We start from the raw sequence: 13,276 nt of genomic DNA on the forward strand, positions 1-13,276 counted from the left end.
GGAGCCTGATCATGATCCACTCCCGACGCGCCTTTCTGATGGGCGCCGCCGCCCTGTCCGCCGCCGTGGCCACACCCGAAATGACGCGCGCGGCCGCCGCCCTGAACGCCGTCGCCGAGCTGAAGGCCGACTGGGCCCTGGCGACGCGCGACGTCGCCGCCGACGCGCCCCGTCACGCCCTGCGCCTGATCCACGGCCGCGCGCCGGCGGGTCTGGAGGGCGTTCTTTATCGCAATGGGCCGGGGCGCTTCCGTCGGCCGGGCGGATCGGTGACCCACTGGTTCGACGGGGACGGACTGATGCGGGCCTTTCGGATTCAGGACGGTCAGGCCACGCTGGAGGCCCGTTTCGCCGATACGCCCAAGCGCCGAACCGAGACGGAGCTGGACGCCGTGGTCACTCCCGGCTTCGGCACGCGCGGCGACGCCCGCGCGCGCGTCGGCTCCAATGACGACGCCAACGCCGCCAATACAGGGGTCATGCCCGCGGGCGATCGGATCTGGGCCCTGTGGGAGGGCGGGTCGCCCCTGGCCATGGACGCCGCCGACCTGTCCACTCAGGCGTTCGTCACCCTGCGGAGCGATCTGAAGGGCATGCCCTTCCAGGCCCACCCGCGTCGGGGACCGGACGGCTCGATCTGGAACGTCGGCGCGGCAGGCGATCGGGCGGTGATCTGGCGGCTAAATCCCGACGGGGGACTGAATCAGGCGGAGGTCCTGCGTCTGCCGCGCGCCAGCTATATGCACGATTTCACGGCGACGGACCGGCATCTGATCCTGGTGATGCAGCCCTGGCTGTTCGAGACCCAGGCGACGCCGATCATCAACGGCCTGGTCTGGCGGCCTGAGGCGGGAACCCAGGTCATGGTGCTGGACAAGGACGATCTGAGCCGGCGGAGGATCTATGAACTGCCCGGCTTCTTCCACTTCCACCTGGGCGACGCCTGGGCGGAGGCGGACGGGACCATTCGCTTCGACGTCGCCGCCGGCGAGGATCCGCGCTTCGCCGTCGATGGGGCGAGGGTGCTGGTGGAGGGGCAGGGCACAGTTCCAGGGGATCCGGCGACCCTGGCCTTGATCACCCTTCGACCTGACGGGCGGGCCGAAATGACGCGCTCCAACGCGGTCGGGGAGTTTCCCCAAAGCGATCCGCGCCGTCGGGGGCTGAGGCGCCGCCTGACCGTCCATACGGGCGGAGAAACGCGCGGTCGGCCTCTGCCCACCGGCCTGGCCTTGCAGGACTGGGAGACGGGTCGATCCGAAGGCTTCACCTTCGGCCGCCATCAGGTCGTCGAAGAGGTGCTGTTCGCGCCCAAGCCCGGCGCGACGGCCGAGCGGGACGCCTGGCTGATCGGACCCTCCGTCAATCTGGACGCCGGTCGCACCGAACTGCATGTGTTCGACGCCGCCCGGATCGAGGAGGGTCCGGTGGTCAGCTGGGCTGCGGACTTCGCCCTGCCCGCCGGCTTCCACGGGGCATGGGTCGGTTAGTGCCCCGGCCGGGCCAAAAGGCGGCAGGCGCCGTTCTTGCGCCCTTCATGGTTCGCAAAGCCTGACGTGCCAAGGTGAGACCATGACCCCGGTTCAGACGCCTGCCGACCTTCGTCCCCTGACCGCCCTGCGGTTCGCCGCAGCCCTGTGGGTCGCCGTCTACACCTTCTGGCCCAATCTGGCCGGGGCGCCGCAGACGGCCGTGGTCGCCAAAGGCTATCTGGGCGTTGAACTGTTCTTCGTCCTGTCCGGCTTCATTCTGAGCCACGTCTATCTTCAGGCGGCGGGCGAGAAGCGGTTTTCCTATCGCGGCTTCCTGTGGGCGCGGATCGCCAGGGTCTATCCGCTGCATCTCGCCACCCTGATCGGGGTCGGAGGGCTGGCGGCGGCGGCTCTGATCGCGGGAATGAGCGTGGACGCCAACGTCCTGTCCTGGTCGTCGCTTCCCGCCAATCTGCTGATGCTCCACGCCTGGGGCTTGGCGCCGGTGGCCGGTTGGAACCATCCGTCCTGGTCGATCTCGGCGGAATGGTTCGCCTATCTGTGCTTTCCCCTGTTCGCCTTCGTCTTCTGGCGTCTGCGCGACAAGCCGGTCGCGGCCGTGGTTGGGGCGGCGGCCTTTTTGACGGTGCTCTATTTCGTGTTCGAACAGACGGCGGGCTTTCCCCTGACGGAGGCCACCATTCGCTGGGGCGCGCTTCGGATCGTCCCCTGTTTCGCCCTGGGGTGCGCCCTCTATCTGGTCTATCGCAAGGCCGGGGCGCAGCTGTCCGCCCCGGCGGCGGGGGCAGGCGCGGCGATCGCCTTCGTCCTGATGATGGGCAGTGCGGCCCTGGGGCTGTGGGATGGGATCACTGTCCTGTGCGCCGGCGCTCTGATCCTCGCCCTGGCTGTCCTTCCCAATGCAAGCGCCGGCTGGCTGGCCTCGCGCCCGGCCGTCTATCTGGGTGAGATCAGCTATTCGGTCTATATGGTCTGCGTGCCGTGGAATCTGCTGGCCGTCGGCCTGGCGGCGAAGCTGACGGGCGCCGCTGACAAGCAACTTCAAATTTTCGTGTGGCTGGCGATTCTGGCCCTTTTGCCCGTCGTGGCGGCGGTCTCCTATCACCTGGTCGAACGCCCGGCGCGACAGGCTTTGAGGGGGTTGGCCGAGCGGCCGAAATCCGTGTCAAGCGCTACAGAAGACCGTCCGTCGCCTGACGGCGGTATGTCGAAAACGGTTGTCGAATCCTGAGAGCCTGTGTTCTAAAAACACCATCGGCAGTCGGGATACGGCCTCAGCATGACAAAACGGCTCAAAGCCGCCGCGGTTGCGGCGACCCTCGGTTTTTTTGCACTGGGCGCAGTTCCCTCCAATGCAAAGGCTGACGAGCCGTACTGGCAGTGCGTGACCTTCGCCCGCATGTTCTCGGGCATCAACATCTTCGGCGACGCCTGGACCTGGTGGCGTCAGGCCGCCGAGAAGTTCCGCACGGGCAAGGCGCCCGAGACCGGTTCGGTCCTGGTCTTCCGCCCGGAAGGCCGGATGAGCCGCGGCCATGTCGCCGTCGTTTCCGACATTCTGACCGACCGGGTGGTGCGCGTGACCCACGCCAACTGGGGCGGCAGCCGCGGCAAGGTCGAGGAAAACGTCACCGTCGTGGACGTCTCGCCCGCCAACGACTGGTCCCAGGTCAAGGTCTGGTACAATCCGATCAACGGCCTGGGCACGACCGTCTATCCGACCTACGGCTTCATCTATAAGGGCGCGCGCGACGCCTTCGACGCCGGCCGCCAGATGGCCGCCAATGTGTCGGGCCAGGGTCAGCAATAGGCGGACTTGCGCCTTTCCCGGCCGCGGGCGATAGCGGCGCATGACCCAATCCCGCGACATGACCTACGCCGGCTATCTGGCGTTGGACGATCTGCTTTCGACCCAGCATCCGCTGTCGGATCAGCACGACGAAATGCTCTTCGTCGTCATCCACCAGACCAAGGAGTTGTGGCTGAAGCAGATGCTGCACGAAGTGGCCCTGGCCCAGACCCTGGTGCGGGCCGGCGACCTGGTCCCCGCCTATAAGAGCCTGGCGCGGGTCAGCCGCATCCAGGCGGTGATGACCCAGAGCTGGGACATTCTGGCGACCATGACCCCGGCCGACTATCTGCGGTTCCGGGGCGTGCTGGGCGCGTCCTCCGGTTTCCAGAGCGACCAGTTCCGTCGCTTCGAGGCCATGCTGGGGCTGAAGGACCCCGCCTTCCTGAAGTTCCATGTGGACCGACCCCAGGCCCATGCGGCGCTGGAGGCGGCGATCGCGTCGCCCAGTCTGTATGACGACGCCCTGGCCCAGTTGGCCAAGGCCGGCCTGCCGGTGCCGCAGGCCGTGCTGAACCGCGACGTGACCCAGCCCTATGAACCGTCCGAGGCGGTAGAGGCGGCTTGGCTCGAGGTCTATCGGGACACGGAGCGCTGGTGGGCCCTGTATCAGCTGGCCGAGAAGCTGGTCGACCTGGACGACGCCCTGCTGACCTGGCGACATAAGCACGTCGTCACGGTCGAGCGCATCATCGGCCGGCGCCGTGGGACGGGCGGAACGGAAGGGGCCGCCTATCTGGCCACGACCCTGACCAAGCGGTGCTTTCCTGAGCTGTGGTCGCTGCGGACCGCCCTCTGACGGCCTGTTGATCGGGCGCGGCGCCGCATCCGGCAACCTTCGCCGCGTCCGGCCATTGTCCGCTTGACCGCCTAAGCGGAGGAGCCGACGCAATGAGCAATCCCAACGCCCATGACATCAAGGTCTTGAACGGCCTGATCGAGACCACCCTGGACAGCGCCGACGGCTACGCCCAGGCGGCCGAAGAGACGACCGATCCCCATTTCCGCAGCCTGTTTGAACGCCGCAGCGAGGAGCGCCGCCAGGTGGTCGAGGATCTGTCGGCCGCCGTGCGCGGTCTGGGCGGCGACCCTGAGGCTCACGGCTCGATCCTGGCCAAGGCCCACCGCGCCTTTCTGGACGTCAAACACGCCCTGCTGAGGAATGACGACAGCGTGGTGGGGTCGATCAACAGCGGCGAGGGGTTCATCGCCGCAAAGTTCGACAAGGCTCTGGATGACACGGCCATCTCGGCCACCACCCGCGAAACCATTCGCCGCGCCTACGCCTCCATCAAGACGGGCCATGATCAGATGGAAGGCCTGAAACACAGTCTGGAAGGCCAGAGGGATGCGTCCAATCCGCTGTTTCCGCAGTAAGGGGGCGCGCGCCGGACAAAGAAAAAGGCCCCGGCGTCGCCGCCGGGGCCCTTATCGTTTTGCGAACGCGCCTGGGATCAGGCTTCGTCGCCCTTGTCGGCGGCGCCGGTCTCCGGGACCACCACGCCCTTGGCGGGACGAACCGTCTGACGCTCGGCGATCCGGGCCGACTTGCCGCGACGGTCGCGCAGATAATAGAGCTTGGCGCGACGCACGACGCCGCGGCGCTTCACCTCGATCGACTCGACGTTCGGCGACAGAATGGGAAACTTCCGCTCGACGCCTTCGCCGAACGAAATCTTGCGGACGGTGAAGGTCTCGTTCACGCCGCCGCCGTCACGGGCGATGCAGACGCCTTCGAAGGCCTGGACGCGCTCGCGCTCGCCTTCCTTGATCTTCACATTGACGCGCAGGGTGTCGCCGGGCTGGAAGTCCGGGATCTTGCGGTCGCCCAGAACGCGGGCTTTTTCTTCAGCTTCCAGCTGTTGAACGATGTTCATGTCATTTCTCCTCGAGCTTGGCGCTCTTTACCTGTGAGTTGGCGAGATGCGCCTGCCAGAGGTCCGGCCGTCGCTCCCGCGTGGTCTGCTCCCGCTGCGCCTGACGCCATTCGGCGACCTTCTTATGGTCGCCCGACAGCAGCACCTCGGGAATCTCAAGCCCCTCAAACGTCCGCGGTCGCGTGTACTGCGGATGCTCCAGAAGCCCGTCCTCGAAACTTTCGGACGACAGGCTGTCGCCTGAACCGAGCACTCCGGGGATCAGTCTTACGCACGCCTCGATCACGACCATGGCCGCCGCCTCGCCGCCGGCGAGGACCGCGTCTCCGACCGAGACCTCCTCGAACCCCCGGGCGTCCAGCACCCGTTGATCCACCCCCTCGAAACGGCCGCACAGCACGACGATTCCGTCCGCTGTCGCCCATTCCTTGACGCGCGCCTGGGTCAGGGGCCGACCCCGGGCGCTCATGTACAAAAGCGGCCGTTTCGGCCCAGGCAGGCTATCGACCGCCCTGGCCACCACGTCCGCCTTAAGCACGGCTCCCGGACCGCCGCCCGCAGGGGTGTCGTCCAGGAAGCCGCGCGTATCTGTGGAAAAGGCGCGGATGTCAACCGTATCCAGGCTCCACAGCCCCTTCTCGCGCCAGGCCGTGCCGATCAGCGACACCCCGAGCGGGCCCGGAAAGGCTTCGGGGAACATGGTCAGGACGGTGGCAGTGAAGGACATGGCGGCCCTTTAGCCCCGAACGACGGCGAAAATCCATTGTTTGCGACAGGGATGCGCAACCAAGGCCAAGCTTGGGCGTTCGTGCGGAGCTTGACCATAAACGAGGTTCGCCATGCGCAAGATCATCACCCTCTCGCTCGTCGCCGCCGCCCTGGCCGTCTCGGCCTGCAACACCATCGCCGGCGTCGGCCGCGACGTTTCGGCCGCCGGATCCGCCGTCAGCTCGGGCGCGGAACGGGCGAAACACTGATCGGATGATCCGCAAGGCCCGTCCGTACCAGCGGGCCTTCGCATTTCAGGACGGCTGGCCCTCGGTCGCCGCCACGGCGGGATCCACGTCTTCGGCCGTCTGACGGGCCTGAAGCGCGGTCTGTTTTCCGGCCACGACGAAGGCCAGGACGATGCCGAACAGGCCGATGACGAAGGAATAGAGGAAGAAGGCCACATAGCCGGCGCCCAGGGCCGCAGGCGTCACGCCGCTGGCCGTCGCGCCGGTGGTCAAAACGCCCTCCTGTAGATTGGCGAACAGGCCGCGCAGGCCCGCGAAGGGGCCGTTCCCTTCCGCCGCCCGGGCCGAGGCCTCCACGATCCGACCCGACTGCGAGGCGATCAGCTTGCCCGGCAGGGCGTACAGCGAGGTGAAGAGGGCGTACTGGGTGGCCGTAAAGCCGATCGAGGTCAGGCTGGACATATAGGCGATCAGGGCCGTCCCGGCGTAGCCGCCAGAGACGTTGTCGACGCCGATGGCCACCGTCAGGGCCGACAGACTGTGCCCCTGGGTCGCCAGCCAGGCGAAGACCAGGTTGGAGACCGGGCTCATGAAGGCGCCGATGACCATGGTGCGGATCAGGCCCAGCCTCGCCACCGACCAGCCGCCGATGAAGACGCCGAGCGTCGTCATGACCACGCCGAACACCTTGCGCACCTCGGCCAGCTCGGTCTTGGTGAAGCCCAGGTCGATATAGAAGGGCGGCATGATGTTCAGCACGAAGTCGGCCAGGCGATAGACGCAGATCAGGGCCAGGATCAGGGTCGCGACGCCGGCGAACCGCTTGTAGAAGTCGGCCACCGGCTGGCCGAAGGATCCGGCCAGATAGGCGCCGGGGCGGGTCTTCAGTCCCGGCAGAGGCCAGCAGGCCAGAACCATGACGCCCAGGCCCAGGAAGACCGAGACGAACTGCAGATAGACGCCTTCGGGCTTGGCCGACAACGCCGCCTTCACCGCAGCCTGGCCCTCCGCCCCCAGGCCGAAGAGACCGAACAGGGCGTTCAGCGGCGCGGACTGGCCTGTCAGGCCCGAGCCGAGGAACATGGCGGCGACGCCGATGATCGCCAGACGGGCGACCCACTCCAGCACCTCCAGCCTAGGCCGCGACGGCACGTCGCCGACGGGGATGGGGCGGATCGAATGGGCCTTTTCGCGGGGCGCGAACAGGACGCCGGCGATCCCAAGACCCATCAGGGCCGCCATGACGGCGTAGGACAGGTTCCAGTTGTAGAGATCGGCCAGGATCAGGGGGACGGCGCCCGCGACGATCATGGCGACGCGGTAGCCCATCTGGTAGGCGGCGGCCATGGCGCCGTGGCGGCTGTCGTCGGCCGCCTCGATCCGCCAGGCGTCGATGACGATGTCCTGGGTGGCGCCGAAGAAGCCGACCAGGGCGGCGAAACCGGCGACGGCGATCAGGGCGTTCGCGGGATTCAGCGTTGAGATGGACCATAGGCCGAAGATGATCACCCCCTGCGTCACCAGCATCCAGGCCCGGCGGTGCCCCAGCAGGGGCGTCAGCAGGGGAATGGCTGTCCGGTCGATCAGCGGCGCCCAGACGAACTTCAGCGAATAGGACAGGGTCGCCAGGGCGAAGAAGCCGATCACCTCCAGCGTCAGGCCGCTTTCCCGCAGCCAGGTTGTCAGGGTGTCGAAGATCAGCAGATTGGGCAGACCGGCCGAGAACCCCAGCAGCAGCATGATGAAGACGCGCCGCTCGCCATAGACGGCCAGGCCGCCGAAACGGCTTGCGGGTTCGGCGGGGGTGGTCTGGTCGGTCATGCACGGCTCCGGCGGCGGCCGGAGACGGACGCCGTTAACTCAGCCGACCTTGGCGTGGATGTCGCGCTTCGTCCAGCGGGTCAGGGCGGCGCGCAGGGCCTCGGCGTCCAGCGGCTTGACCAGATGGTCGTCCATCCCCGCCTCCAGGCACAGGCGGCGGTCTTCGGCGAAGGCGTTGGCGGTCAGGGCCAGTATGGGGGTGGCGTCGCCCGCAGCACGGATGGCGCGGGCGGCGGCGGGGCCGTCCATGCCCGGCATCCGCATGTCCATGAAGACCAGATCATAACGGGCGCGGGCCAGGGCGGCGACGGCCTCCTGACCGCGGGCGGCGGTTTCGACGATGCAGCCCTCGCGCTGCAACAGGGTGCGGGCCAGCAGGGCGCCGACCGGATTGTCCTCGGCCAGCAGGACCCGCGTCCCGGCGAAGCGGGCAGGGACGACCCGGTCGTCCTCAGCCGCCGGAGAGGCGGCGCCGGCCTCGCGCATGGGATCGTCCTGGGCCGCGACGGCCAGCACCCGTTCGGCGAGGGAGGCGCGGCGCAGAGGCTTGATCAGATAGCCGTGGAAGCCCTGGGCGCGGTAGCGCGCGATCAGATCGCGCTCGGACGGTTTCAGCAGGATCACGCCCCGGCCGTCCGATGGCGGAAGCGCCAAGTCGCCGGACAAGGCGCCGACGTGATCGACCAGAACGACCGGCGCCGATGCGGCGAACCGCCCACCGGACGCCTCGATCTGGGCGATGGCGGCGGCCTGGACGAAGGGGTTGGGCGAGCGGACGGCGACGGTCAGGCCCGCCAGAGGCTGGCCTCGCGTACCGGGAACGACATCGAAGGCGGCCTCGAAACAGAAGCGGGCGCCGCCGCCCGGGCGGTCTGCGACCTGGACAGACCCGCCCATGGCCCGCGCCAGTTTCCGGACAACCGCCAGCCCCAGGCCCGCCCCGTCATGTCGCACGGCGTCGGAAACGTCGGCGTGGCCGAACTCTTCGAAGATGCGCGTGTGGGCTTCGTGCGGCACGCCGGGGCCCGTGTCATCGACGATGAAGGCCAGGTGCGCCGCCCCGCCGGCGCCGTTTCGCCGTTCGACCGCGATGTAGACGCCGCCGGTCTCGGTGAACTTGACCGCATTGCCGGCCAGGTTGAACAGAACCTGCTTCAGCCGGCCCTCGTCGGCCCTGATGTCGGGCACGTCGGCGCCGACGGACCAGACGATCTCCAGCCCCTTGTCATGGGCGCGCGGACTCAGCAGTTCGGCGACGCTGCGGACCAGGGGTTCCACATCGACCGGCGCCAGGTCGAACTCCAGCGCCCCGGCCTCAAGCCGCGCATAGTCCAGAAGGTCGTTGACCAGTCCCAAAAGGTGTTCGGCCGACTGGCGGGCGTTCTCGGCATAGGCGCGCTGGGCGCCGTCCAATCGGGTCCGCTGCAACAGATGGATCATGCCCAGCACCCCGTTCAGGGGGGTGCGCATCTCGTGACTCATCAGGCGCAGGAACTGCTGGGCCGGATCGGCCGTCGCCGCCGAGCCTTCGGTTCGTTTCGTCGCCGCCCGCCGCGCCATGGTCTGTTCCGTCTCTGCGAGGGGACGACGTCTAAGCCGAGCGGAGTTAAGGACGCTTCAAGAGGCCCTGGATCAATCGTGGATGAAGGCCGCCCGACCGGCGGCCTCGGCCAGGCTGGAGCGGGCGGCGACGCGGCGGTCGAAATCGGCCTCGGCGCCGACCGTGTTGCGGCGATAGATCAGGGCCTCGGCGACATGGCGGCGCAAGACCCCGTCGCAGCCGTCCAGGTCGGCGATGGTGCGGGCCAGCCTGAGGGTGCGGGTCCAGCCCCGCGCCGTCAGCCCCCCGGCCTCGCCCGCCCGCATCAGCAGCATCCGCCCCGCCTCGTCCGGCGTGGCGAACCGGTCCAGCGCCTCGCCGGAGGCCCGGGCGTTCAGCCCCTGGGCGGGATCCAGGCCTGCGGCCCGCACCCGGTCTTCCTGCAGGGCGCGTGCAGCGGCGACGCGCGCCTTGGCCTCGGCCGTGCCCTCGGACGGGGGCGGCAGGATCATGTCGGCGGCGGTGACGGGCGGCGTCTCGACCGTCAGGTCGATCCGGTCGAACATCGGGCCGGACACCCGGTTCTGATAATCCCGCTGGCAGCGGGGCGCCTTGCCGCAGGCGCCGCGCCCGGCCCCGCCCATGCCGCAGCGACAGGGGTTCATCGCCGCCACCAGCTGGAACCGAGCCGGATAGCGGATATGGGCGTTGGCGCGGGCCACGACGATCTCGCCCGTCTCCAGGGGCGCCCGCAGCGAGTCCAGGGCCTGGGCGCTGTATTCGGGCAGTTCATCCAGGAAGAGGACGCCGTTATGGGCCAGCGACGCCTCGCCCGGCTTGGCCCGCAGACCCCCGCCGGTCAAGGCCGCCATCGAGGCTGAATGGTGCGGGCTGCGGAAGGGACGGTCCCTTGTCAGGGCGCCCCGCTCGATCAGGCCGGCGACCGACCAGACCATGGAGGTCTCCAGCAGCTCCTGCGAGGTCAAGGGCGGCAACAGGCCGGGCAGGCGCTGGGCCATCATCGACTTGCCCGATCCGGGCGGGCCGATGAACAGCAGATTGTGGCCCCCGGCGGCCGCGATCTCCAGCGCCCGCTTGGCGCCTTCCTGACCCTTGACCTCGCGCAGGTCTGGCACGGCCTTGCCGCCGGCCAGGGGGCCGGGCTCAGGCGCGCGCAGCACCTGGCTTCCCTTGAAATGATTGATCAGGGCGATCAGGGACCGCGGCGCCAGAATACGCGCCCCGCCGGCCCAGGCGGCTTCCGGCCCCGTTGATTCCGGGCAGATCAGGCCCAGGCCCAGAGCGTCGGCGGCCACGGCGGCCGGCAGGGCGCCGCCGACCCTGGCGATCTGCCCGTCCAGCCCCAGCTCGCCGATGGCGGCCCAGCCGTCCAGGGCGTCCGGCCCGATCACCCCCATGGCCGCCATCAGGGCCAGGGCGATGGGCAGGTCGAAATGGCTGCCTTCTTTTGGCAGGTCGGCGGGGGCCAGATTGGCGATGATTCGCCGTGAGGGCAGGGCCAGACCGATCCCGGCGAAGGCGCCGCGCACCCGCTCGCGGCTTTCAGCCACCGCCTTGTCCGGCAGGCCGACGATGTTGAACACCGTCTGCTGATCCTGGCCGACCAGCTGGACCTCGACGTCCACACGCCGCGCCTCGACCCCGTCAAAGGCGACCGTAACGACTCGCGCGACCATGGCTCCGTCCCCCCTTGGAGCGAGGAACGAACCATGAACTGAACTCTAATTCAAGTGGCGATTACGCAACCTGTGCGGCGCGTTTCGCTTCTATGACCTCCCACATCCGCGCCGTGGCGTCGACGCCGGTGAAGGTCTTCAGCTGCTGGGCCCCCGTGGGAGAGGTGACGTTGATCTCGGTCAGCCAGTCGCCGATCACGTCTATGCCGACGAAGATCAGGCCGCGTTCCTTCAGGGTCGGACCAACGGCGGCGCAGATTTCGAGATCGCGCGGCGTCAGCTCGACCGGCGCGGCCGTGCCTCCGACCCGCAGGTTGGACCGGACCTGGTCCTTGGCGGGAATTCGGTTGATGGCGCCCACCGGCTCGCCGTCCACCAGCAGAATCCGCTTGTCGCCCTTGGACACGGCGGGAATGAATTTCTGGATCACCAGAGGATCGCGCGATCCCATGGCGTGGATTTCGATCAGAGCATCCAGATTGGGATCATCCGCCTTCAGCCGGACCACGCCCGAGCCTGCGGCCCCATGCAGGGGCTTCAGCACCACCTCGCCGTGGCGCCGGTGGAAGTCGCCCAGCTGGACGGGGTCGGAACTGATCAGGGTCGGCGGGGTCAGGTCGGGGAAGCGTGTCACGAGCAGCTTCTCCGGCGCCGAACGCACCTCGGCCGGATCGTTGACCACCAGGGTCGAAGGGTGGATCGTTTCCAGGAGATAGGTGGCCGTCACATAGGCCATGTCGAACGGCGGGTCCTGACGCATCAGAACCACGTCGACGTCCTGTCCCAGATCCAGCCGAACGGGGTCGCCGAAATCGACATGATCGCCGGCCTTGCGACGAACGGCGACCGGACGGGCGCGGCAGTAGAGCCGACCCTCCTCAAGGGCCAGGGTGCGGAAATCATAGACCCACAGCCGGTGCCCCCGCGCCTGGGCCGTTTCGGCCATCAGAAAGGTGGTGTCGGACTCAATATTGACGGCCTCGATCGGGTCCATCTGGATGGCGACTTTGAGGGTCATGGTGTCTGGGGCCTATCGCGCCTTGCGCTGCTTGGGCCCGATCGGCGCGAGGCGCCCGAGCCGTGGGTTCGTCTTCGTCTGCTGCGGTTCAGTCCAGCGGCCTGGCTTCTTCGGCCAGCATGATCGGCACGCCTTCCCGGATCGGATAGGCCAGTTTGGCGCCCGGCGAGATCAGTTCGCCGGCCTCGCGGTCATAGGTCAGGCGGCCCCGCGTCACCGGACAGACCAGCACCTCGAGCAGGCGGGGGTCGACGGAAACCGGCGTCTGGAAGGCGTCGCTCATGAGGGCTCCTGTCGTCTGCGAAAACCAGGTCGGAAAGGCTGTTTAGGGTCACGGCGTGCTTTGCGCCATATGGGCGGGCCTTATTGGATCGACGATGCGGCGTCGTCGCCCCCGTCGGCGGCGTCGATCCGCAACAGGGCGGTCAGGGCCTCGGCGCGCGACATCAGGCTCATCGACTCCAGCAGGGCCTGTTTTTCGGCGGGTTCGAACGGCAGGGCCATGGCCAGGCTGTTGACCAGGGCCTCCATAGGCGCGGTCTCGGCCGTGTCCCAGTCGATTTCCAGGGCGCGGTGAGCCATGTAGTCCCGCAAGGCGTCCAGAAAGGCGTGGCGGTCGAAATCCGGCTCCTCAGGCGGGGGCGCCAGATCGTCCTCATAGGCGTCGAACGCCGCCCGCACCTGTCGATACGGCGTCTTGGTCGGCAGTTCGGCCGCGACGCGGAACCGCGACACGCCCGTCAGGGTGATCAGATAGCGCCCGTCCGACGTCTCGGCGAAGCCGGTGATCCGTCCCGCGCAGCCGACCGAAGACAGGCCGGGCAGGGCCGGCGTCCCGCCCTTGGGCTGGATCAGGCCGATGATCCGGTCGCCCGCCATGGCGTCGTCCACCATGTTCAGATAGCGCGGCTCGAAGATGTTCAGCGGCAGCTGTCCGCGGGGCAGCAGGATGGCGCCGCCCAGCGGAAACACCGGAATGACCTGGGGCAGGTCCAAAGCGCGCACATAGCCCTGGGGCATGGAAG

At 68.3% G+C, this 13,276-nt stretch carries 14 protein-coding genes; 6 read left to right on the forward strand and 8 right to left on the reverse strand.

Annotation, left to right across the window (positions count from 1 at the left end):
• The first annotated feature begins 11 nt into the window (after positions 1-11).
• The 5 genes from BSP_RS03525 (at position 12) to BSP_RS03545 (ending at position 4,719) form a co-directional block, all read left to right on the forward strand.
• Complete coding sequence (locus BSP_RS03525) at positions 12-1,490, forward strand: carotenoid oxygenase family protein (RefSeq protein WP_152949318.1); 1,479 nt, start codon at positions 12-14, stop codon at positions 1,488-1,490.
• Positions 1,491-1,572: 82 nt separating this feature from the next.
• The gene (locus BSP_RS03530; protein WP_152949319.1) at positions 1,573-2,724 is read left to right on the forward strand and encodes an acyltransferase; all 1,152 of its coding nucleotides are present in this window, start codon (positions 1,573-1,575) and stop codon (positions 2,722-2,724) included.
• 48 nt (positions 2,725-2,772) lie between these two features.
• Positions 2,773-3,303: a CHAP domain-containing protein gene (locus BSP_RS03535; RefSeq protein WP_054764489.1), complete on the forward strand. Its 531-nt coding sequence runs from the start codon at positions 2,773-2,775 to the stop codon at positions 3,301-3,303.
• A gap of 40 nt (positions 3,304-3,343) precedes the next feature.
• Complete coding sequence (locus tag BSP_RS03540) at positions 3,344-4,141, forward strand: tryptophan 2,3-dioxygenase (RefSeq protein ID WP_054764490.1); 798 nt, start codon at positions 3,344-3,346, stop codon at positions 4,139-4,141.
• 92 nt (positions 4,142-4,233) lie between these two features.
• Positions 4,234-4,719 carry a PA2169 family four-helix-bundle protein gene (locus BSP_RS03545; protein ID WP_054764491.1) on the forward strand — a complete coding sequence of 162 codons (486 nt, stop codon included), beginning with the start codon at positions 4,234-4,236 and terminating at the stop codon, positions 4,717-4,719.
• A gap of 77 nt (positions 4,720-4,796) precedes the next feature.
• Here the strand turns inward: BSP_RS03545 and rplS are convergent, their stop codons facing one another.
• Complete coding sequence (gene rplS / locus BSP_RS03550; protein WP_054764492.1) at positions 4,797-5,219, reverse strand: 50S ribosomal protein L19; 423 nt, start codon at positions 5,217-5,219, stop codon at positions 4,797-4,799.
• Between the two features lies 1 nt (position 5,220).
• Entirely contained in the window at positions 5,221-5,946 is a 726-nt protein-coding gene (gene trmD / locus BSP_RS03555) for a tRNA (guanosine(37)-N1)-methyltransferase TrmD (RefSeq protein WP_054764493.1), read from the reverse strand.
• Between the two features lie 112 nt (positions 5,947-6,058).
• Here trmD and BSP_RS03560 point away from each other — a divergent pair, with 112 nt between their 5' ends.
• Positions 6,059-6,196, forward strand: a complete 138-nt coding sequence (locus BSP_RS03560; RefSeq protein ID WP_054764494.1) for an entericidin A/B family lipoprotein — start codon at positions 6,059-6,061, stop codon at positions 6,194-6,196.
• Positions 6,197-6,241: 45 nt separating this feature from the next.
• On the opposite strand, the gene BSP_RS03565 is transcribed toward BSP_RS03560, so the two are convergent.
• The 6 genes from BSP_RS03565 to BSP_RS03590 all read right to left on the reverse strand — a co-directional run bounded on the left by BSP_RS03565 (position 6,242) and on the right by BSP_RS03590 (position 13,271).
• Positions 6,242-7,996 carry an MFS transporter gene (locus tag BSP_RS03565; RefSeq protein WP_054764495.1) on the reverse strand — a complete coding sequence of 585 codons (1,755 nt, stop codon included), beginning with the start codon at positions 7,994-7,996 and terminating at the stop codon, positions 6,242-6,244.
• A 39-nt stretch (positions 7,997-8,035) separates the two neighbouring features.
• Entirely contained in the window at positions 8,036-9,556 is a 1,521-nt protein-coding gene (locus tag BSP_RS03570; RefSeq protein ID WP_152949320.1) for a response regulator, read from the reverse strand.
• Positions 9,557-9,628: 72 nt separating this feature from the next.
• Positions 9,629-11,233 (reverse strand): YifB family Mg chelatase-like AAA ATPase, encoded by a 1,605-nt coding sequence (locus BSP_RS03575; protein ID WP_054764497.1) that lies wholly within the window; start codon positions 11,231-11,233, stop codon positions 9,629-9,631.
• A gap of 61 nt (positions 11,234-11,294) precedes the next feature.
• Complete coding sequence (gshB, locus tag BSP_RS03580) at positions 11,295-12,251, reverse strand: glutathione synthase (RefSeq protein ID WP_054764498.1); 957 nt, start codon at positions 12,249-12,251, stop codon at positions 11,295-11,297.
• Positions 12,252-12,339: 88 nt separating this feature from the next.
• Positions 12,340-12,534 carry a Trm112 family protein gene (locus BSP_RS03585; RefSeq protein WP_054764499.1) on the reverse strand — a complete coding sequence of 65 codons (195 nt, stop codon included), beginning with the start codon at positions 12,532-12,534 and terminating at the stop codon, positions 12,340-12,342.
• Between the two features lie 80 nt (positions 12,535-12,614).
• The gene (locus BSP_RS03590) at positions 12,615-13,271 is read right to left on the reverse strand and encodes an LON peptidase substrate-binding domain-containing protein (RefSeq protein ID WP_054764500.1); all 657 of its coding nucleotides are present in this window, start codon (positions 13,269-13,271) and stop codon (positions 12,615-12,617) included.
• Positions 13,272-13,276 lie beyond the last annotated feature (5 nt).

Source organism: Brevundimonas sp. Bb-A (assembly GCF_009394735.1).
Taxonomy (GTDB): Bacteria; Pseudomonadota; Alphaproteobacteria; order Caulobacterales; family Caulobacteraceae; genus Brevundimonas; species Brevundimonas aurantiaca.